A 19,871-nucleotide genomic window follows, 5' to 3' on the forward strand; every position below is an offset into this window, starting at 1 on the left:
GCCGAATCGGCGGCCGATGTTTCAGACAAGCCCGAACGCTACGTTGCGTTCAGTGAACCTTCGTCGGACTCATGCCCTGCTTGTCAACGACTTTGCCAGTAGATTGGCGATCGTCATTGCAATGGCTTGGCAGCCGAATGCAAGCCTGCGACGGCAGTTGCAATGGAACCAAGGAGGGACGGATCGATGCCCGGCGGCAGACTGACCAAGCAAGATCGCCAACAGATTGCTTCGGGCTTGGCACAACAGCTCGGCTACGCGGAGATCGCCCGGCGACTGGATCGGCCGACCTCGACCGTCAGCCGCGAAGTGACGCGCAACGGCGGTCCCGGTCGTTATCAGCCCGACCGTGCGCACCTGGCGACCGAACGCCGCGCTCGCCGCCGCACACCGCAGCCGCGTTCCGTGAAATCATCCGCCTCCCCACTCGAACATGGCGCGTCGACGCTCGGCGTCGCGACACCGGCCGGCGCCCGACTGAACAGTATGAGCCGGTACTTGGAGTACGTCGGACACGACATGATTCGCTCCGCCGAGCAGGGGCGAAAGATGCTTGCCGCGCAACGCGATACGTGAATCAGGCCGCCTCCTCCGCAGTGAGTCACACATAGCCGGACCTCGACCGAACAGCAGCGTCCACGACATCGAGGGCGCGGCGGCGGATAGCGGAAAGCATGAGTCGACGGATGAGGCCGCTGAACGGGCGGATCAGTAGCCAGTAGCGGCCCATTGTTCGGCGAGATTCGGCGTCCAGGCAGTGAACTCGTGTCTCAGTGGTCAGCCGGGTCGGACCGCCATCGGTGAGCTGCTCCAGCCGGAAACTCACCGTGGCCTTGGCGTAGCCCGGCTCGTCGAATGCCTGGAATTGCTCCGCTGTCTCGACTCGACTTCGGCCGGTTGCACCGAGCTTCCACCATTGGCCGATCAACCCCTCGACGATTTCGCGCTGTGGTTCCTCGGCCAGCCGGATCATCGCGCCCAGCGTCGGAATGTCTTGCTGGCCATGGCCGTGCAGCACGCGGGCGATGACGTCGCGGGCTATGAAAAAGGGGCGGGCCAGCCGAATGTCACGGGGATCGAGCTGATGACAGGCGATCCATACGGCTGACGCGGGCGCCTGAATGGTGATGGAGTGTTGCTCACGGAAATCGGGGGACGGCAAGAATTCATCGACCGAGCTCGTCATGCGCCACCTGCCACTGCCACAGCCTGTGGTTGCGCCTTCCCGCGACTCGCTCGACTGCCGATCTCACGCAGCAACACAACGTATCGGCTCCAACGGGCGGGTGTGCGGATCGCGCCGGTCACCGCACGTTCCGCGCAATCCAGGCTGTCCTCCAACAGCGCGTCGTGCATCCAGCGATAGCACAGCGGCCACGACACCCGCGCAGGACCGCGCACCTTCATCGCAAGCACATGACTGAGCAGGACGGCGCCGTCGCCAGCGCGCCGCACCGAGTACTCGTGGAACCCGTCGAAACCGCGAGGCGCGGTGAAGCGGAACCGAATCCAGCGACCCGGCTCATACGCCTCGACGACGTAGCGGACGGGTCCGTGCCCACCGACAGCACCGACACCCAACGGACGATCGAATCGCACCGCGGGCCAGTTGTCCCGTGGCCACAGGCGGTCGTGATCACTCGCGACGCCGTCGATCAGCGCCCCGGCCTCGGACTCCGACACCGGCAGCCGCCGCGTGTGGATGTTGAGTACCGCCATCTCGATACCTCCAATTGGAATGTTCCCTCTATAACAATTTAGAGGGTACGTTCCAATATGAAATCCGGTCAAGCAGAACCCTGTGTGGTGAACATCGCCCCGGGGAGAATGGCGGGAGTGGGCACGAAAGCCAGTGAGACAGCGCGCCGGTACTACGACCGAGATGACGTCAACGGCTTCTACACCGCGGTGTGGGGTGGCGAGAATATCCACATCGGCATGTACTCCGACGCGGGCGAATCGGTCGCCACCGCCGCGCGACGCACAGTGACGACGATGGCCGGCATGGTCGCCGAGCACCTCGGACCCGGCCGCATGGTGCTGGATCTCGGCGCTGGATACGGCGGCCCCGCCCGACATCTGGCGACGCACTTCGGCGGCCACATAGTCGCTGTGAACATCAGCGGCGTGCAGAACCGCCGACACCACGAGATCAACGCAGCCAGGAGATCGAGCGGGCATATCGATATCGTCACCGCCTCCTTCGAGGAACTGCCCTTCGGCGACGGCCAATTCGATGTCGTGTGGTCCCAGGACGCTTTGTCCCACAGCGACGACCAAGGGAAGGCGCTCCGCGAAGCCAGGCGCGTACTCGAACCCGACGGCCGACTGATCTTCACCGACCTGATGGCCGCAAACGACGCAGCGATGGAAACCCTGCGCTCGGTCATCGCACGCACCTGCGCCGAATCTCTGCCGACCCCTGGCTCCTACTACAGGCAACTCACTGAGAACGGCTTCGCACCCATCGACTTCATCGACTACAGCGGACACCTGCTCACCCACTACCGCACCATCACCGCCGAAACCCGACGCCGAGCCACCGACCTCGCAGCTCACATCAGTCCGCCGTACTTGGAAGGGCTCCTGGAGAACCTCCCCCTATGGGTGAATGCCTGCCGCGACGGCCGCCTGCGCTGGGGCATTTTCCATTGCCGAGCCGCCTGATCCACAAGAAAGTGTTGCCTTGACGTTCGCGGCAAGGTTTACCGTCGATCGCATGCGAATTGGTGAACTCGCCCGGCGGGCCGGGACTACCCCGCGGGCGCTGCGGTTCTATGAGTCACAGGGGCTGCTGGATGCACGACGCTCGGCCAACGGTTACCGCGAGTACGACGAAGCGGACTATCGGCTGGTCGACGAGATCCTGACCTTGCAGGCCGTCGGCCTGAGCCTCGATGACACCAAGCCGTTCGTCGAGTGCCTGCGCGCCGGCCACGAGACCGGCGACGCCTGCGCCAACTCGATCGAGGTCTACCAGCGCAAACTCGCCGAGGTGGAGGCGTGCATGGCTCAACTCGACGCGGTGCGAGCAGGGCTGCAGGACAAGCTGACCCGAGCGCTGGCCAGGCCACATTCGTGCTGCGGCGCGGACTACGCCGACACGAACGAAACTACGGAGGCCTGATGTCGACCATCCACACCTCGGCGAACATCGCCGCGATCACCGACGACAGCTTCGAGCGCGATGTCCTCGAGCACGACAAGCCCGTCCTGGTGGACTTCTGGGCAGCGTGGTGCCCGCCGTGTCGCATGATCGCGCCGGTGCTAGCGCAGATCGCCGACGAGCGCGCCGCATCGCTGACGATCCGCACCATCGACACCGACGAGAACCCGGCCGCGATGCGCGACTACCAGGTCATGTCGCTGCCCACCCTGATCCTCTTCCGCGACGGCAAACCGGTGCAAGCATTCATCGGCGCACGCTCGAAATCCAGGCTCCTCACAGAACTAGATGCGGCCCTCGGCAAGTAACGACACCCACTGTTAGGGATTTCTCTACCGCCCGAGACGCAACCACAGCCAGTCCCCACGCTGGAAGCCGTGCGCGTGCCTCCAAGCGGTGTGGAAGACCAAACTGTCGTCCGAACACCCCGTGTCACAGCTGCACACCCCGTATACCGGGCGTGCAGTCACAACACGGGGTGTGAGGACGCTGTACGGGGGGTGTGCAGCTACGACACGGGGTGTGAGGACGGATTTCTCTACCGTCCGGGAACGCAACCACAGCCAGTCCTCACGCCGGAAGTCGTGGGCGTGCCTTGCAAAGCTGTGGAAGATCAAACTGTCGTCCGAACACCCCGTGTCCCAGCCGCACACCCCGTATACCGGGTGTGCGGTTACAGCACGGGGTGTGAGGACGGGTTTCTCTACCGCTCGAGGACGCAACCACAGCCAGTCCTCACGCTGGAAGCTGTGTGCCTGCCTCGAAAAGGCGCGGAAGACCAGGTCGGGTACGGCACCCGACGTGCCCAGCACTGCCCCCGGCAAAACCACGGATGCAACCAAAACTGGGGTGCGCGCACTGGGTTCGGTAAACCGAGCTCACCACCCTGACGTGCCCCGCTGGAACTCACCGAGGACAGCCAGAGCTGTGGGTAGCGTGCCCTGGTTTGGTGGACCGGGCTCGCTTGCCTGAGGTGCTCGCTGGAATTGACCGGAGTAAGCCAGAGCTGTGGAGACCGTGCCCTGGATTGGCGGACCAGGCTCGCCTGCTCGAGGTGCCCGGTGGAACTCACCGGTGTAAGCCAGAGCTGCACGGAGCGTGCCCCGGTTTGATAAACCGAGCTCACCTTCCAGCGGTGTTCCGGGCAGTGCTGGGCACGTCGTGTGCCGTACCCGACCTGGTCTTCCGCAACCTGAGCAAACAGGCACACAGCTTCCAGCGTGAGGACTGGCTGTGGTTGCGTTTCAAGCGCTTTAGGCGAACGACGGTAGTGGAATGGTGGCGCCACTGTGCCTTGGCAGTCACCATTTCACTACCGTCGATAACCATTTCACTGCCATCATCGGCGCCCTTGGTAGAACTATTGGCACCTGGGGAACGGCTCGCCCTCGGCTATGCCGCGGGTGCCAGTGGCGTGTCACTCCTCGGAGGGAGCCAGCCAGCGGTAGTTCAGGTTTCGCTCCGCAGCGGGAGTGAGGGTGCCCAGGATGCCGAGGCGGGCGATGCCGCCGTCCGGGTAGATATCGACGCGAACGTGGGTAGCGGGGCGGCGTGGGGCATTGGGCAGGCGGAAGCGATGCGGGGTGTCGGGTTGCAGGGGCGTTTCGGGCAGCAGTTCGAACCACGCTGGGTCGTCGAGTGGCGGCACCGGTTCGTCGCCGCGGTGGTCGATACCGAGCACGCGAGCTGAACCTGGGGCATTGAACAGGAGATTCGTGGTGTCCAGCTCGATCAGCTCCGGGAAACCCTGGGCGGCGAGGCGGATTGTCGCCCAGTCGTTTCCGCCGTCGCGGCGGCGGGCGGTCTCCCAGCCTTCGGCCTGGTTGCGGGCAAGACCGGGGGCGAGCATGTTGTCCGGGGCCGAATAGAACATATTGGAGCACGTCACCGCGCGTGCCCCATTGGCCAGCGCGGCGAGGTCCACGGTGAGCCCGGTGAGCAACGCCGGGTCCGGAACCACCTCGCCGTGTACGCGCAGCCGGGCGACGCCACCATCCGGGTAGATATTCAGGCGGACGTGGGTGAAGATGCGTCCGTCCGAGACCGGGAACTCGTGCTTCGCGTCGCCGCCGACCGCGCTGCGCGGCACGATCTCCACCCATTCCGCGGTGCTCAGCTGCTCCGCAGAGGGGTAGTCCGATGACCGGCACGCCTCGACCGAAACATGGGGCGGGTAATTACCTTTGAACCAGGCTGTGTCGACAACGACGCCACGGATCACGCCCGGCATGCCGAGACGGATAATGGCCCAGTCGTCGCCGGGGGTGCGATGGCGGCGGGTTTCCCAGCCGTCGTACTCCTGGCCCTTGGGGCCGAAGGTGTGTTCCTGGAAGCGCGGCTCCCATGGATTGATGAGATTCTCGCGCTCTTCGAAGGATTCGTCGCTCGCGGCGATCACGCTCGCGCGATTGGTGCGCAGCGCCAGGTCGGGCAGGCTCGTGAAATCTGACATGTGTTCTCTCTCAACGATTGTCGGTAACCCAATGGCGACCCGCAGGCGGGTGGCCGTCCCCGGCGACCCGGCCGCCGAGCCAAGTGGAATGGACGACGCCGAGCAACTCGCGTCCGCCGTACGGCGTGATGGGGTTCTTGTGCGCCAACGAGATCGGCTCGACGGTGAACGACGCCGACGGATCGAAGGCGATCAGATCGGCGTCGCAGCCGACCGCGATCCGACCCTTGCGGGTCAATCCCGCCAGGTCCGCAGGCGCGGCCGCCATCCACCGGACAACGTCGGTCAGGCCGAAGCCCCGTGCCCGCGCGGCGGTCCAGACCGCGGGCAGCCCGATCTGCAGCGACGAGATGCCACCCCAGGCGCTGGCGAAGTCACCCTCTTTCATAGCGGGCGGGCATGGCGAATGGTCGGAGACCACGCACGAAAGCACACCGTCGGCCAGGCCTTGCCACAGTGCGTCCTGGTTGGCGGCGTCGCGAATGGGCGGACAGCATTTGAAGGCCGTTGTGTACGCCTCCGCCGCCGACAGGGTCAGATAGTGCGGACATGTCTCCGCGGTGATGCGCACGCCGCGGGCTTGGGCGGCGGCGAGCGGTTCCAGGCAGTCCGCCGCCGAGACGTGCAGGATGTGTGTGCGGGTACCCGTCGCCTCAGCGAGCGCGATGATCTGTTGTACCGCAGAGCTTTCGGCCGCTCCCGGGCGAGAATTCAGGAACGCGCGGTAGGAGCCGTCGACAGGTTCGCCCAACCGCACCGGATCCTCGGCATGCACGATGAGCAGCCCATCGAAGGACGCGAGCTCCCGCATCACCTTGTCGATCTCATCGAGTGTGAGCGGCGGGAACTCGTCGACCCCGGACGGGGACAAAAAGCACTTGAAGCCGACAACGCCGGCCTCGTGCAGCGGCCGCAGCGAGTCCAGATTGCCGGGAATCGCACCGCCCCAGAAGGCCACGTCCACATGGCATTGCCCCTCGGCCGCCGCCCGTTTGGTCGCCAGGTCGGCGACGGAGACCGTCGGCGGCAGCGAATTCAGCGGCATGTCGACGATCGTGGTCACCCCACCCGCCGCGGCGGCCTTGGTGGCCGTGGCGAAACCCTCCCACTCGGTGCGCCCCGGCTCGTTGACGTGGACATGCGAATCGACAAGTCCGGGCAGCACGACGAGGTCGGCGAGATCGGTGATCGTGGTCGCGGGCAGCACCGTCTCGTAGTCCGTCAGCGCCGCGATTCGCCCGTCCTGCACGGCTATCGCGGCGGGCCGGATCCCGTCCGGCAGCGCGACGCGCCGGGATCGGATGACCAGATCATGCATGAGCGCCTGCCTCATTGCTGATTGCCTTGTCTCCCAGCCACTTCTCGGCGATGTCCCGAGCCAGCTCTTCCAGCAGCGGACCGGCCTTCGCCATGCAGATCTCCGGATCCGGCTCGATATCGGTCAGTGCGTATGCCTGCTCGATGTCGGCCCGCCGCAGCTGATCGTCGGAGAGCGCACATTGTCCGGCGACCGCGACGACCGGAGCCCCTGCGGCGACCGCCGCCCGCGCCACCCCGACCGGCGCCTTGCCGTGCAGGGTTTGCCGATCCAGCGAGCCCTCACCGGTGATCACCAGCCGGGCGCCCTCGACCTGCTCGGCGAAACCGAGCTGCTCGAGGATGAGCTCGATGCCCGGTCGAACCTGCGCGCCGAGGAAGGCGAGCGCGGCGTAGCCGACCCCGCCCGCGGCTCCCGCTCCGGGCCGGTCCACGACATCGACGTGCAGATCGCGCCGGACGATCGACGCGAAATGGGCGAGGCCCCTTTCGAGTTCGTCGACCTCGGCGGCCTGGGCGCCCTTCTGCCTGGCGTATACATTCGCCGCGCCACGCACTCCGAGCAGCGGGTTGTCGACATCAGAGGCGACCGTCACCGGAATTCTCATCATGGCGCTGGTATCGATGCGCGCCAGCCTGCGCAGCGACCCGCCGCCTGGCGGCAGCCGCTCTCCGTGCTCGTCGAGGAAGCGGACGCCGAGCGCGGACAGCATTCCGGTCCCCCCGTCCGTGCACGCACTGCCGCCGAGCCCGAGGACGACCCGTCTGGCGCCGCGCTCGACGGCCGCCTTGATCAGCTCACCGGTGCCGAGGCTGCTCGCGGTCAGTGCCACCGTGGAGTTGGGCTTGCCCGGCATCCGGCGCAGACCGGATGCCTCGGCGAGCTCGACGACGGCGGTGTGGTCGCGGATCGCGAACGACGCGACAACCCGATCCCCCACCGGGCCCGTGGCACTCGTCGTGAACCGGGCGAAACCCGATTCCACCACGGCGTCCACGGTGCCGTCCCCACCATCGGCCACCGGCATGGTGACCACCGGAACATCCGGCCGGACTTGCCGAAGTCCCGCCGCCAGGTGCGCGGCGACCTGGGGAGCCGTCAGCGACCCCTTGAATTTGTCGGGTGCGAGGACGCAATGCCCTTCTCGCCACAGTTTCCTGGCCGCTCCCGGCCGACTCAACTGCCACCTCCGACAGGTTCCGGCTCCTCGATCGGGGCGATCGCGGTCGGCGCGTCCGCTGCGGAGCTTGCCAGCTCCTCGAACTCGTTGATGTTGTCGATTTCCAGCCCCATCGACACGTTCGTCACCCGCTCGAGAATGACCTCGACGACCACCGGCACCCGGAATTCGGCCATCAGCTTCTTCGCGTCTTCCAGGGCAGGCCCGATCCACGCTGGGTCGTTGACGCGGATTGCCTTGCAGCCCAGCCCCTCCACCACCTTGACGTGATCGACGCCGTAGCCGTTCAGCTCGGGACTGTTGATGTTCTCGAAGTCGAGCTGGACGTAATAGTCCATCGAGAAGTTCCGCTGCGCCTGGCGGATCAGACCCAGATAGGAGTTGTTCACCAGGACATGGATGTAGGGGATGTTGAACTGGGCGCCGACCGCCAATTCCTCGATGAGGAATTGGAAGTCGTAGTCCCCCGACAGCGCGACCACGGTGGCGCCGGGGTCCGCGGTCGCAACACCGAGCGCCGCGGGCACCGTCCAGCCGAGCGGCCCGGCTTGACCGGCGTTGATCCAGTGCCGCGGCCGATACACGTGCAGCAGTTGCGCCGCCTGGATCTGGGAGAGGCCGATGGTGCTGACGTAGCGGATGTCAGGTCCGAACGCCCTGTTCATCTCCTCATAGACCCGCTGCGGTTTGATCGGCACATTGTCGAAGTGAGTCTTGCGCTGTCCGAGCTGTTTCCGGGCCCGCACCTGCCCTGCCCAGTCGCCGCGGTCGGTGAGTTCCCCCGCCGCCGCGAGCTCGCGGGCAACCTCGACGAACACCGCGAGGGCGGCGCCCGCGTCGGAGGTGATGCCGAAGTCGGGAGCGAAGACCCGGCCGATCTGGGTCGGCTCGATATCGACGTGCACGAAAGTGCGGCCCTGGGTGTAGGTTTCGACGCCACCGGTGTGCCGGTTGGCCCACCGATTGCCGATGCCGAGCACGAAGTCGGATTCCAGCAGGGTGGCATTGCCGTAGCGATGCGATGTCTGCAGACCGACCATTCCCGCGTGCAGGGCGTGATCATCGGGAATGGTGCCCCAACCCATCAAGGTCGGCACCACCGGAACACCGGTCAGTTCGGCGAATTCGACAAGCAGCTCGGCGGCGTCGGCATTGACGATGCCGCCACCCGCCACGATGAGCGGACGCTGCGCCGCGTTCAACATGCGAATGGCCTTCTCCGCCTGCGCCCTTGTCGCGGCCGGGCGATGCACCTCGAGCGGCGTGTATGTCTCGATGTCGAACTCGATTTCGGCGAGCTGCACATCGATCGGCAGGTCGATGAGCACCGGCCCCGGCCTACCCTCCCGCATGAGGTGGAAGGCCTTCTGGAAAGTGCCTGGCACCTGCGCCGGTTCGAGGACGGTGACCGCCCACTTACTGACCGGTGCCGCGATCGAGGCGATGTCGACCGCCTGAAAGTCTTCCTTGTGCAGTTTGGCCACCGGCGCCTGACCGGTGATGCACAGAATCGGGATCGAATCCGCACTGGCCGAATACAACCCGGTGATCATGTCGGTGCCCGCCGGGCCCGAGGTGCCGATGCAGACACCGATATTGCCCGGCACGGCACGGGTGTAGCCCTCGGCCATATGCGACGCGGCCTCCACATGGCGGGCGAGGACGTGCCGGATACCGCCGTGCGCCTTCATCGCACTATAGAACGGGTTGATCGCGGCGCCTGGCAGGCCGAAAGCCTGTGCCGCTCCTTCCTTTTCCAGGATCAGGACGGCCGCGTCTACGGTGCGCATGCGTGCCATCGTCAGCTCTCCCCGTCTGTCTCGGTCCCGCCGGACAACGCGTCCGCGACCAGCAGCAGCGCCGAATGGTCCAGCGAGCCGTAGCCCATGGCCCGAGCCGCGGCGATCAACTGCGCGGTCAGCGCACCCATCGGGATCGATACCTCGGCCTGGCGGGCGGCCTGCAGGATGATGCCCATGTCCTTGTGGTGCAGGTCGATACGGAATCCGGGCACGAAGCTGCGCGCCAGCATCGACTCGCGCTTGAGCTCGAGGATCTTGCTGCCCGCGAGGCCGCCCGCGAGCACGTCCAGGCCCTTCGCCGCGTCCGCACCCAGGTTCTCCATCAGTAGGATCGCCTCGGCGACAAGGGCATACGTGCCACCGACAACCAGCTGATTGGCAGCTTTGACGCACTGACCGGCGCCGTTGCCGCCGACCAGCGCGACGGTCTTGCCGACCGCCCCGAAAATCGGCTTCGCGGCCTCGAAGTCGGCCTCGGCGCCACCGACCATGATCGACAGGGCCGCGTTGACCGCCCCGGTCTCCCCTCCACTCACCGGGGCGTCGAGGACCCGCAGGCCCTTCTTCTGCCCCTCTTGCGCGGTCCACCGCGCCGTCTGCGGGGTGATAGTGGAGAAGTCGATGTACAGCGTCCCGGGGTTCGCGTGCTCGAGGACATCGCCGAAGACCTGCTCGACGTGCTCGTCCTGAGGCAACATCGTGATGACGATGTCCTTGTCGCGCACCGCTTCCGCGGCGCTCGCCGCGGCCGCACCGCCCGCCGCCTTCAGCTTGTCCAGCCCGGTGGGGCCGACGTCGTAGCCGGTGACATCATGCCCGGCCTGGACCAGGTGGCCCGCCATCGGGCTGCCCATGATCCCGAGTCCGACAAATCCGATCTTGGTCATTTGATCCAGTTCCAATCCAGCTCGGGGTCTTTGTATTCGAGGCCGATCCAGCCGTCGTAGCCATTTGTGGCGAGGGTGTCGAAGAGCCTGGAAAAGTCGAGCTCGCCGGTGCCGGGGCGGCCGCGGCCGGGATCGTCGGCGATCTGCACGTGGCCGATGTGCGGCGCATAGGTCCTGATCACCTCGAGCAGGTTCTCGTCCATCCTTGCCAGGTGGTAGAGGTCGCAGAGGAACCGCACATTGGGCTCGCCGGTCTGCTCGATGATCCGCACGGCGTGCGCGGCGCTCACGATCGGATAGTCCGGCGACTCGAAGGAATTGAGCGCCTCCAGCAGCACGGTGGCTCCGATGCGATCGGCAGCCTGAGCGGCGATACGCAGGTTCTCCAACGCGAGCTCGTCCTGCTTCTCCGGGGATTCGCCCGCAATCCGGTTGCCGTAGAGGGCATTCAGCGCCCGGCAACCGGTGCTGTCGGCGATTCCGACGGCCACATCGATGTTGTCCCGGAACTTCGTGACTTCGCTGGGGACCGAGACAAGGCCGCGCCCCGCCGGGATCAGATCGATGAAGTTCAGGCCAACCAACTCGACACCGGCATCATGGATCGCACGGACGAATTCGTCGATCTCTTTGTCACCCGGCGCGGGATTCTCCCCGAACGGCCACCAGAATTCGACCGCGTCGAATCCGGCCCGCTTCGCCGCGGCCGGTCGTTCGAGCAGCGGGAGGTCGGTGAACAGTATCGAGCAGTTGACATCGAATTTCGGGAGTTTCGAACCCCCTGCGTAATTATTCATTCAGCTCCTTCGGCGGTATTTCTGCCAGCTACCGATAGCGGTGATATCGATCAGCTCCGGATACGACGTAGGGGGTCGGCGCAGCACCATCGACAGGACGGAACGACCGTCCTCCAGTTCGATCGCGCCGAGCTCGAGTTCGGGTGGCTCGGCCGGCAGTAACCGGCTACGCAGCACGTCGAGCGGTACGTCGAAGAGCTCTCCCGCGATCGAGTCACCGCCGTCCGCGGCCGGTTCCAGGCCGGGAAAGCGGTCCCCGACAGAGAAGAATCGGTAGCGCGGCGCGGTCTTCACTTCGCCCGCGAACGGCGCGCCGCCCAGCAGGTGGTTCAGCGGCCCGCCACGCATCGCGGAACCGTTCAGAAATATCAACGGCATTATTCGGGTCCTTTGTTCGAAATTTCATCAAGTATGTGGGCAACCACTTCACTTGGAATAGAAGCGATTAACACCGAGCTCGCCGACGATTCCGGAGCTCATTTCGTACGATGCTCCAGCCCCGACATTCCACTGGTCGCTTCGGCGACCACGGACATACCGCACACCCCGTGCGATGGGTGTACGGCAGACAACACGGGGTGTGCGATACGCAGCCCTCACCTGGCCGGGACCAGGTCTCGGTGGATTGGGCCGTCACTGGTGGTCAGCGGTCGGGTCGAGCCACCGCGGCGGACCGCGACGATCTCGGCGGCGACCGCCACCGCGGTCTCCTCGGCCGTGCGCCCGCCGAGATCCAGGCCGATCGGCGAATGTAGTTGGGCGAGTTCGGATTCCGACACACCCGCCGCGCGCAACCTGGCATTCCGATCGTCGTGGGTGCGCCGGGAACCCATCGCGCCCACATAGGCGACCGGCAGCCGCAACGCCACCTGGAGCAGCGGGATATCGAACTTGGCGTCGTGGGTGAGCACACACAGCACGGTGCGTGAATCGACCTGGGTGCGAGCGAGATAGCGGTCCGGCCATTCCACGACGATCTCGTCGGCGTCCGGGAAACGGGCGCGGGTGGCGAACACCGGTCGTGCATCGCAGACCGTGACGTGGTAGCCGAGGAAGCGTCCGATCCGGGTGACGGCAGCGGCGAAATCTATGGCGCCGAAGACGATCATGCGCGGAGCCGGAACGTAGGACTCCACGAAGATCGCGCGCTCGTCGGTGCCACAGCCGATGACCCGCTGGCCCGTCGAGCCCGTGTCGAGCATCGCCCGCGCCTCCGCGACGATCACCTCGTCGAATGTCGCACCGAGGGTCCACCAGGTACCGAGCGCCATTGCCGCCCCGGTATTCAGATCCCGGACCAGCGCGACCGCCTCGGTGGACTGGAGGATCGCCTGCATGGTCCCGTGCTCATCGGGCGTGATCGCCTGGATGAACACTTCGAGCTCGCCGCCGCAGGTCAGACCGATGGCGAAGGCATCCTCGTCGCTGTATCCGAAGGTCTCGCGCATCGACTGGCCGGTGCGCAGCACCTCGCGACAGAGCTCGTACACCGCGCCTTCGACACAGCCACCGGAAATGCTCCCGATGACAGCGCCTTCGGTGTCGACCGCAAGGGCGGCGCCGGGCGGCCGAGGCGCGCTGCCGGTCACACCGATGACGGTGGCGACGGCGTAGGACTTACCCGCCGTGTGCCAGTGCAGGAGTTCTGTCGCGAGGTCACGCATCGTCTTATCCGCCCAGGAGGAGTTCGATGGCCGAGATGCCGAAGTAGCCTGCGAAGACCAGCGCGACAACCCAAACCAGCCAATGGATTTCACTGAACTTGCCGCGCGCCGACTTGATCACCACATAGGAGATGAGGCCTGCCCCGACACCATTGGTGATCGAGTACGTGAACGGCATCAGCACAATCGTCAGGAAGGCGGGCACCGCCACTTCCAGGTCGGCCCAGTCGATCTTGCGGGCCTGGGTCATCATCAGCGCGCCGACCAGCACCAGCGCCGGAGCGGCGGCCTGGATCGGCACCACCGCGGCCAGCGGGGTGAAAAATACCGCGAGACAGAAGAGTCCACCGGTCACGACGCTGGTCAGTCCGGTACGAGCGCCCTCACCGACACCCGTCGCGGACTCGACATAGACCGTGTTTCCCGCGCCGCCGGCGGCCCCACCGATGACCTGCGCGACGCCGTCGATGGTGAGGACCTTGCCGAGACCGGGCATGGTGCCCTTCTCGTCGAGCAAACCGGCCTCATCGCAGACCCCGAAAACCGTGCCCATGGCATCGAAGAAGCCGGTCAGCACCAAGGTGAACAGCACAACGCCGGCGACAAGCCCGCCCGCCTGTGCGAACCCGCCGAACAGGTCGATGTTGAACATCAGGCCGAAATCGGGTGCGGAGAAGAAACCTTTCGGCGACTCGGGAACGACCGGGCCCCACGTCGCCGGGTCGATCTTCGCCAGCGAGTTGACGGCAACGGCGAGCACCGTCGCGAGGATGATGCTGATCAGAATCGCGCCGGGCGCGTTACGGATGAACAGCGCGAGCATCACCAGCAGTCCGACCGCGAAAACCACCACCGGCCAACCCGAGAGGTGACCACCGGCCCCGAGCGTGACCGGCGGGCCGGTCTGCGAACCGTGGCCGACCACCCCGGCCGAAACAAGGCCGATCATCGCGATGAACATGCCGATTCCGACACCGATGGAGTTCTTGAGACTGAGCGGGATGGCGTTGATGATCATCGTCCGCAGGCCGGTCGCGGCGAGCACCACGATGACCACGCCCATCAGGACGACCAAACCCATTGTCTGGGGCCAGGTCATGTGGGGTGCGGCCTGAAAGGCGACCACCGGCACCACACCGAGTCCCGCGGCGAGCGCTAGCGGCACATTGCCGACCACGCCCATGAGGACGGTGCTGAGGCCCGCGGAAAACGCGGTGGCCGTGGTGAGTTGCGCAATGCTCAGCTTGTCGCCGTTGACATCCGCTACCCCGCCGAGAATGAGCGGGACCAAGAGGATGACGTAGGCCATCGCGACGAAAGTGGTTATGCCACCACGAATTTCCCGGGAAACCGTGGTTTTGCGTTCGCTCAGCCGGAAGAAACGGTCGAGCGCAGACCTTCCGGCTACCGGCTCTGGTGCGCTTGGCTTGGTCTGAATTTGGGTCATGGCGTGCCCTCCTCGGGGCGTAGCCGACCTACGGTCCGGAGCTGTCCTTATCGGACTCGAGCCAGACCGCTCGGTTCGGGTACTGCTGTTGTGGGGTCTGTCCCGCCGCTCTTGCGAAAGGCGGGCTGCCCCCGTTGATCAACTGCTCCGGATGATGTCTTCCGGTCGCACCGGCACACGGTTGATGTGCACGTTTCCACCCTGTGATCGGCAGGCGTCACGAATGGCCGAGACGATCGCGGGGGTCGATGAGAGCGTCGGTGGCTCTCCGGCGCCGCGCAGCCCGTAGGGGGCGTGCGGATCGGCGTTCTCGAGAATCTCCAGCTTCTGCGGAGGCATATCGAGGATTGTGGGGATCAGATAGTCCGTGAAGGACGGGTTGAGCACTTTTCCGTTCTTGACCTGAATTTCCTCCATTACTGCCAGGCCGAGGCCCTGTGCGGAGCCGCCATGGATCTGGCCCTCCAGGGACAGGCGGTTCATGATCTTTCCTACGTCTTGGACCGCGTCCAGGGAGACGACCTTGACCAGGCCGAGTTCGGTATCGACGTCGACAACCGCGCGGTGCACGCAGAGCCCGAGCTGGGTATGACTGGTCCCCTGGCCGGTGACCGGGTCCATCCCGGTGGTCGGGCGGTGGTGGTACTCGCGGGTCTCTTCGATGACCCCCTCATTCAGGACATCGACGATCGCTGCGAGCACCTCCCCCGTCTCCGAAACCACCTTGCCGCCGATCAGCTGTGCGGCCGGGCCGTGGCCCTGTGCGACGGCGAGCTCGAGCAACCGCTGTCGCACCGCCTCACAGGCGGTCTTGACCGCACCGCCGGTCATATAGGTCTGCCGGGAGGCGGATGACGACCCGGAATCACCTACCTGGTTGTCGGCGGGATGGATGGTGACTCTTTCGATCCCCAGTTCGGTGCGCGCGATCTGCGCTTCGACGGTGACCAGTCCTTGTCCCACTTCCGCGGCCGCGGTGTGCACCAGCGCAACCGGTTCTCCGGCAATGACTTCCAGTCGCACCCGGGCCGTCGAGTAGTCGTCGAACCCTTCGGAGAAGCAGATGTTCTTGATGCCGACGCCGTAGCCGATGCCGCGCACAACGCCCTCGCCGTGGGTGGTCTGCGAGGCCCCGCCGGGCAGGTTCCGAATGTCGGAGGCGTCCAGCGCCTCGGGCAGCGGCATCTCACGGATCTGGCCGAGCATCTCCGCCAACGGCGCGGGGGCGTGCACCACCTGACCCGTCGCCAGCTTGGAGCCCTGGGAGACGGCGTTGATCTGGCGCACATGCACCGGGTCGAGTTCCAATGCCTCCGCGACCTTGTCCATCATCGACTCGTGCGCGAAACACGCTTGGACAGCGCCGAATCCGCGCATGGCACCGCACGGCGGGTTGTTGGTGTAGACACCGTAGGCGTCGATCTCGATATGCGGAATCTCGTACGGCCCCACCGCGAGCGAGGACGCGTTACCGGTGACATTCAGTGTCGCCGAGGTGTACGCGCCACCGTCGAGGACGATGACAACCTTTGCGTAGGTGAGCTTTCCGGCGGCATTGGCACCGTATTCGTAGAGCATCTTCGCCGGGTGCCGGTGTACGTGCCCGAAGAACGACTCCTCGCGGTTGTACACCATCTTGATGGGCTTGCCGGTGTGCATGGCAAGCATGCCCGCGTGGATCTGCATGGACAGGTCCTCGCGGCCGCCGAAGGCTCCGCCGACACCGGCCATGGTCATGCGGATCTGGTCGTCGGCCAGGCCGAGGCACGGGCCGATCTGGGAGAGATCGTTGTGCATCCACTGGGTGGCGACGTAGAAGTCGAGGCCGCCGTCCTCGGCCGGAATGACCATGCCGGATTCGGGACCGAGGAATGCCTGGTCCTGAATGCCGACCTCGAACTCCTCGGTCACCACCACGGTGGCCAGGGCGCGGCCCACAGTGATATCGCCGACGCGCACCGGCTGGTGACGGGCGATACCGCCGCGCTCCTGCACCTTCAGACGCTTCGGGGCCGAGACCACCGCCATCGGGTCGGTAATGGGTTCCAGTACCTCCCAATCGATTTCGATGGCGGTGAGGGCGCGGCGGGCGATCTCGGGATGGTCGGCGGCGACCAGGGCGATGGGTTCACCGTGGTGGCGCACCTCGCCGATGGCGAGGACCGGCTGATCCCAGGTGTGGTCGAGGCCGAACATCTTGCGGCCGGGCACATCCTCCTCGGTGAGCACCGCGTGTACACCGGTTATGGCCAGCGCAGGAGCGATATTGATGCTCCGGATAATCGCGCGGGGGTGCGGGCTGCGCAGGGTCGCGCCCCACAGCATGCCGTCCATCCACAGGTCCGAGGCGTAGGCGAATTCACCGCGCACTTTGAGGGTGCCGTCGGGACGCAGCGGGCTCTCGCCGATGCCGCCCTTGCCTGGCGCGGCGACCTCGGCGGGGAATCGGGTCGTACGTGGCACAGTCATCGGGACTCCTGTCGCATCAGCCGCTTCCGAGCCGCGGCACCCGCCCGGCCGACCCCGTCGTGCGAGACGGTGCGCAGCTCGTCGTTCTCCACGACGGTCCGGCCGCCGACGAGCAGCCGCGCCAGCGGCGGCGTCGGGCCGAAGACCAGGGAGCAGACCGGGTCCTGCACCGCGGCACGGAACCCGTCGACCCTCCACATGGCGATGTCGGCGAGTTTGCCCGGCTCGAGGCTGCCGATCTCGTTGTGTCGACCGAGATTGCGCGCGCCGCCCAGGGTTCCGATCTCCAGGGCCTGGCGGGCGGTGAACGCGGTCGGGCCGTGCACGGCACGCTGGAAGAGCATGGCCTGGCGCATCTCTCCGGCAAGAGAGGTCAGCTCGCTCGACGCCGCGCCGTCGACGCCGAGGCCGACCGGCGCACCGGCGGCCAGCAGATCGGTGACGCGGGCGATACCGGCGCCGAGCCGGGCGTTGGAGCTGGGGCAATGCGCAGAGCCACTCCCGGTTTCGGCGAACCGGCGGATGTCGGCGTCGTGCAGGTGGACGGCGTGGGCGAACCAGACATCCTCCCCGAGCCAGCCGAGCTTCTCCATGTATTCGACCGGGGTGCAGCCCATCTGCTCGATGCAGTGCTCTTGCTCGTCGAGCGTCTCGGCGAGATGGGTGTGCAGCCGAACGCCTTTCGCCCGCGCCAGCGTGGCGGCATCGAGCATCAGGCCCTCGCTGACCGAGAACGGCGAGCAGGGCGCGACGGCGACCCGCAGCATCGAATCGAACGAAGGATCGTGGTACTTGTCGATTACTTCAGTTGTGTGAGAAAGGATTTCGTCACGATCCTCGACCACCTCGTCCGGCGGCAGGCCACCGTCGGCTTGCCCGCGGTCCATCGAACCGCGGCACGGGTGGAAGCGCAGGCCGATCTCGCGCGCGGCGCGCACCTCGGCCTCGAACAGGTCGCCTCGGCCCTTCGGGAAGATGTAGTGATGGTCGCTGCTCGTGGTGCAGCCGGTCAGCGCCAGCCAGCCGAGGCCCGCCGCGGCAGCGCCATAGACGACTTCGGCATCCATGCGCGCCCAGGTGCGGTAGAGCCCGGTCAGCCATTCGAAAAGCGTCGAGTCCTGGAACAGGCCTTGGCTCGCCCACTGGTAGAGATGGTGGTGGGTGTTGACCAGACCGGGGGTGACCAGACAGCCGGTGCCGTCGATGCGTTGGGCATCCGGCGTAACAGGCGCCTGCCCCGCACCGAGCGACTCGATCCTGCCATCCTTGACGACCAGATAGCCGGAGGCGATCTCCGCCCCGACTACCGGTGCGATGTAGGCGTTCTCGATAACGACCCTGGTCATTTCGCCGCCTTACGTCGTGCCGCGAGCCGTACCGCGTCGAGGATCTTTTCGTATCCGGTACAGCGGCACAGGTTTCCGGCCAGCGCCTCGCGGATCTCCACATCGGACGGGTCCGGGTTGTGCTCGACCAGGTCGTGCGCCTGGACGATGAGACCCGGTGTGCAGAAACCACATTGGACCGCGCCCGCCTCGACGAACGCCTGCTGCATCGGATCGAGCTTGTCGCCCTTGGCCAGACCCTCGACGGTCCGGACCGATCGGCCCTGCGCCTGACCGGCCGCCACAAGACACGAGCAGACCGGGGTGCCGTCCAAATAGACGGTGCACGAACCACATTCACCTTGCTCGCAGGCGTTCTTCGAGCCGGGAAGACCCATACGCTCGCGGAGCATATAAAGGAGGCTCTCCCCCTCCCAGACGTCGTCGACGGTTTCCGTCGAGCCGTTCACATCGAAGGTCACGCGCATCAGGCCGCCCTCCTCTCTGCTAGATGGTCATTCCAGGCCCAGGTCAGGGTGCGCCGCGCCAACACCGACAGGGCGTGTTTGCGGTAGTCCGCGGTCCCGCGGACATCGTCGATCGGCTTCGCGGCAGCGGCGGCCAGCGCGCCGAACTCGCGCAATACTCGTTCGGTGAGCGGGGCAGGATCGTCCCAAGCCAGCTGGGTGGCGAGAAATTCCTCGGCCGGTGTCGCACGCAGCGGTGTCGGCCCTGCCGAGCCGATGCCCGTCCGCGCCGAGCGGGTGTCGGGGTACAGCGCGACCGCGAACGAACACACCGCGATCACCATGGCATTGCGAGTACCGACCTTGGCGAAATACTGCGGGCCCCGCGCCGGCTCCAGCCACACGGCTCGGATCAGCTCGTCGGGTTCCAGCGCGTTCTTCTTCACCCACACGTAGAAGTCGTCGATCGGGATCATGCGGCTGCCGCGCGCCGCAGACTCCACCTCGACCACCGCGTCGCCCGCGAGCAGCGCGGGATGCGCGTCACCGGCTGGGGAGGCGCCGCCGAGGTTGCCGCCGACCGTGCCGCGGTTGCGGATCTGCGGGGAGCCGACCGTGCGGGAGGCCTGGGCGAGGCCGGGCAGCCGGTCGCCGAGCCTGTTGATGATCCGCACGTAGGGAACGCCCGCGCCGATACGGAGTCTGCCGTCGCGCTCCTCGTATTCGAAGAGAGCGCGGCATCGGTTGAGGTCGAGCAATGCGGCCGGACGGCCCTTGTCGAAGTTGAGCTCGACCATGATGTCCGTGCCGCCCTGGATCGGGGTGGCGTCCGGGCGGTCGGCCTTCAGTTCGAGTGCCTCGGCCCAGGTGGCGGGTTGCAGAAAGTCCATTGTCACT

The 19,871-nt window shown here is 66.2% G+C and carries 19 protein-coding genes; 4 read left to right on the top strand and 15 right to left on the bottom strand.

Annotated features, from left to right (window positions below; all coding sequences use genetic code 11):
• Window positions 1-186: 186 nt before the first annotated feature.
• The gene (locus ACFQZZ_RS18910; RefSeq protein ID WP_378682126.1) at window positions 187-576 is read left to right on the top strand and encodes a helix-turn-helix domain-containing protein; all 390 of its coding nucleotides are present in this window, start codon (window positions 187-189) and stop codon (window positions 574-576) included.
• 25 nt (window positions 577-601) lie between these two features.
• On the opposite strand, the gene ACFQZZ_RS18915 is transcribed toward ACFQZZ_RS18910, so the two are convergent.
• Both ACFQZZ_RS18915 and ACFQZZ_RS18920 read right to left on the bottom strand, forming a co-directional pair.
• Window positions 602-1,186, bottom strand: coding sequence for a hypothetical protein (locus ACFQZZ_RS18915; protein WP_378682129.1), 585 nt, complete (start codon window positions 1,184-1,186; stop codon window positions 602-604).
• A complete protein-coding gene (locus ACFQZZ_RS18920; protein ID WP_378682132.1) occupies window positions 1,183-1,719 on the bottom strand; it encodes an SRPBCC family protein in 537 nt (178 codons plus the stop codon). Before ACFQZZ_RS18920 ends, ACFQZZ_RS18915 begins: the two co-directional genes overlap by 4 nt.
• A 117-nt stretch (window positions 1,720-1,836) precedes the next feature.
• Here ACFQZZ_RS18920 and ACFQZZ_RS18925 point away from each other — a divergent pair, with 117 nt between their 5' ends.
• Genes ACFQZZ_RS18925 through trxA form a run of 3 tightly spaced genes read left to right on the top strand, consistent with a single transcriptional unit; the run spans window position 1,837 to window position 3,474 of the window.
• Window positions 1,837-2,667, top strand: coding sequence for an SAM-dependent methyltransferase (locus ACFQZZ_RS18925; protein ID WP_378682135.1), 831 nt, complete (start codon window positions 1,837-1,839; stop codon window positions 2,665-2,667).
• A 52-nt stretch (window positions 2,668-2,719) separates the two neighbouring features.
• On the top strand, window positions 2,720-3,127 hold the full coding sequence (locus ACFQZZ_RS18930) for a MerR family transcriptional regulator (RefSeq protein ID WP_378682138.1): 408 nt from the start codon (window positions 2,720-2,722) through the stop codon (window positions 3,125-3,127).
• Entirely contained in the window at window positions 3,127-3,474 is a 348-nt protein-coding gene (gene trxA / locus ACFQZZ_RS18935) for a thioredoxin (protein WP_378682141.1), read from the top strand. The genes ACFQZZ_RS18930 and trxA overlap by 1 nt, the downstream gene beginning before the upstream one ends.
• A gap of 1,109 nt (window positions 3,475-4,583) precedes the next feature.
• Here trxA and alc read toward each other — a convergent pair.
• The 13 genes from alc to ACFQZZ_RS19000 form a co-directional block, all read right to left on the bottom strand.
• Window positions 4,584-5,618 carry an allantoicase gene (gene alc, locus ACFQZZ_RS18940; RefSeq protein WP_378682144.1) on the bottom strand — a complete coding sequence of 345 codons (1,035 nt, stop codon included), beginning with the start codon at window positions 5,616-5,618 and terminating at the stop codon, window positions 4,584-4,586.
• A gap of 10 nt (window positions 5,619-5,628) precedes the next feature.
• Complete coding sequence (gene allB, locus ACFQZZ_RS18945) at window positions 5,629-6,951, bottom strand: allantoinase AllB (protein ID WP_378682147.1); 1,323 nt, start codon at window positions 6,949-6,951, stop codon at window positions 5,629-5,631.
• A complete protein-coding gene (locus ACFQZZ_RS18950) occupies window positions 6,929-8,116 on the bottom strand; it encodes a glycerate kinase (protein WP_378682150.1) in 1,188 nt (395 codons plus the stop codon). The genes allB and ACFQZZ_RS18950 overlap by 23 nt, the downstream gene beginning before the upstream one ends.
• A complete protein-coding gene (gene gcl / locus ACFQZZ_RS18955) occupies window positions 8,113-9,915 on the bottom strand; it encodes a glyoxylate carboligase (RefSeq protein WP_378682153.1) in 1,803 nt (600 codons plus the stop codon). Before gcl ends, ACFQZZ_RS18950 begins: the two co-directional genes overlap by 4 nt.
• Window positions 9,916-9,917: 2 nt before the next feature.
• Window positions 9,918-10,805, bottom strand: coding sequence for an NAD(P)-dependent oxidoreductase (locus tag ACFQZZ_RS18960; protein WP_378682156.1), 888 nt, complete (start codon window positions 10,803-10,805; stop codon window positions 9,918-9,920).
• Window positions 10,802-11,602 carry a hydroxypyruvate isomerase family protein gene (locus tag ACFQZZ_RS18965; protein WP_378682159.1) on the bottom strand — a complete coding sequence of 267 codons (801 nt, stop codon included), beginning with the start codon at window positions 11,600-11,602 and terminating at the stop codon, window positions 10,802-10,804. The genes ACFQZZ_RS18960 and ACFQZZ_RS18965 overlap by 4 nt, the downstream gene beginning before the upstream one ends.
• Window positions 11,603-11,980, bottom strand: a complete 378-nt coding sequence (locus ACFQZZ_RS18970; protein ID WP_378682161.1) for a gamma-glutamylcyclotransferase — start codon at window positions 11,978-11,980, stop codon at window positions 11,603-11,605.
• A gap of 218 nt (window positions 11,981-12,198) precedes the next feature.
• Window positions 12,199-13,266 (bottom strand): XdhC family protein, encoded by a 1,068-nt coding sequence (locus tag ACFQZZ_RS18975; protein WP_378682164.1) that lies wholly within the window; start codon window positions 13,264-13,266, stop codon window positions 12,199-12,201.
• 4 nt (window positions 13,267-13,270) lie between these two features.
• Complete coding sequence (locus tag ACFQZZ_RS18980) at window positions 13,271-14,713, bottom strand: NCS2 family permease (RefSeq protein WP_378682167.1); 1,443 nt, start codon at window positions 14,711-14,713, stop codon at window positions 13,271-13,273.
• A gap of 138 nt (window positions 14,714-14,851) precedes the next feature.
• Complete coding sequence (locus tag ACFQZZ_RS18985; RefSeq protein WP_378682170.1) at window positions 14,852-17,182, bottom strand: xanthine dehydrogenase family protein molybdopterin-binding subunit; 2,331 nt, start codon at window positions 17,180-17,182, stop codon at window positions 14,852-14,854.
• Window positions 17,179-18,528, bottom strand: coding sequence for an 8-oxoguanine deaminase (locus tag ACFQZZ_RS18990; protein WP_378682173.1), 1,350 nt, complete (start codon window positions 18,526-18,528; stop codon window positions 17,179-17,181). Before ACFQZZ_RS18990 ends, ACFQZZ_RS18985 begins: the two co-directional genes overlap by 4 nt.
• On the bottom strand, window positions 18,525-18,995 hold the full coding sequence (locus ACFQZZ_RS18995) for a (2Fe-2S)-binding protein (protein ID WP_378682176.1): 471 nt from the start codon (window positions 18,993-18,995) through the stop codon (window positions 18,525-18,527). Before ACFQZZ_RS18995 ends, ACFQZZ_RS18990 begins: the two co-directional genes overlap by 4 nt.
• Window positions 18,995-19,864 carry an FAD binding domain-containing protein gene (locus ACFQZZ_RS19000; protein ID WP_378682179.1) on the bottom strand — a complete coding sequence of 290 codons (870 nt, stop codon included), beginning with the start codon at window positions 19,862-19,864 and terminating at the stop codon, window positions 18,995-18,997. The genes ACFQZZ_RS18995 and ACFQZZ_RS19000 overlap by 1 nt, the downstream gene beginning before the upstream one ends.
• Between the last annotated feature and the right edge of the window lie 7 nt (window positions 19,865-19,871).

This window comes from Nocardia sp. GCM10030253 (genome assembly GCF_042675075.1).
Lineage (GTDB): Bacteria > Actinomycetota > Actinomycetes > Mycobacteriales > Mycobacteriaceae > Nocardia.

Coding starts and splice junctions, on each gene's coding strand:
- ACFQZZ_RS18985 (WP_378682170.1), bottom strand. CDS start 17,182: ATGACTGTGCCACGTACGACCCGATTCCCCGCCGAGGTCGCCGCGCCA.
- ACFQZZ_RS19000 (WP_378682179.1), bottom strand. CDS start 19,864: ATGGACTTTCTGCAACCCGCCACCTGGGCCGAGGCACTCGAACTGAAG.
- allB (WP_378682147.1), bottom strand. CDS start 6,951: ATGAGGCAGGCGCTCATGCATGATCTGGTCATCCGATCCCGGCGCGTC.
- ACFQZZ_RS18980 (WP_378682167.1), bottom strand. CDS start 14,713: ATGACCCAAATTCAGACCAAGCCAAGCGCACCAGAGCCGGTAGCCGGA.
- ACFQZZ_RS18995 (WP_378682176.1), bottom strand. CDS start 18,995: ATGCGCGTGACCTTCGATGTGAACGGCTCGACGGAAACCGTCGACGAC.
- ACFQZZ_RS18910 (WP_378682126.1), top strand. CDS start 187: ATGCCCGGCGGCAGACTGACCAAGCAAGATCGCCAACAGATTGCTTCG.
- ACFQZZ_RS18970 (WP_378682161.1), bottom strand. CDS start 11,980: ATGCCGTTGATATTTCTGAACGGTTCCGCGATGCGTGGCGGGCCGCTG.
- ACFQZZ_RS18965 (WP_378682159.1), bottom strand. CDS start 11,602: ATGAATAATTACGCAGGGGGTTCGAAACTCCCGAAATTCGATGTCAAC.
- gcl (WP_378682153.1), bottom strand. CDS start 9,915: ATGGCACGCATGCGCACCGTAGACGCGGCCGTCCTGATCCTGGAAAAG.
- ACFQZZ_RS18930 (WP_378682138.1), top strand. CDS start 2,720: ATGCGAATTGGTGAACTCGCCCGGCGGGCCGGGACTACCCCGCGGGCG.
- trxA (WP_378682141.1), top strand. CDS start 3,127: ATGTCGACCATCCACACCTCGGCGAACATCGCCGCGATCACCGACGAC.
- ACFQZZ_RS18975 (WP_378682164.1), bottom strand. CDS start 13,266: ATGCGTGACCTCGCGACAGAACTCCTGCACTGGCACACGGCGGGTAAG.
- ACFQZZ_RS18920 (WP_378682132.1), bottom strand. CDS start 1,719: ATGGCGGTACTCAACATCCACACGCGGCGGCTGCCGGTGTCGGAGTCC.
- ACFQZZ_RS18990 (WP_378682173.1), bottom strand. CDS start 18,528: ATGACCAGGGTCGTTATCGAGAACGCCTACATCGCACCGGTAGTCGGG.
- ACFQZZ_RS18915 (WP_378682129.1), bottom strand. CDS start 1,186: ATGACGAGCTCGGTCGATGAATTCTTGCCGTCCCCCGATTTCCGTGAG.
- ACFQZZ_RS18960 (WP_378682156.1), bottom strand. CDS start 10,805: ATGACCAAGATCGGATTTGTCGGACTCGGGATCATGGGCAGCCCGATG.
- alc (WP_378682144.1), bottom strand. CDS start 5,618: ATGTCAGATTTCACGAGCCTGCCCGACCTGGCGCTGCGCACCAATCGC.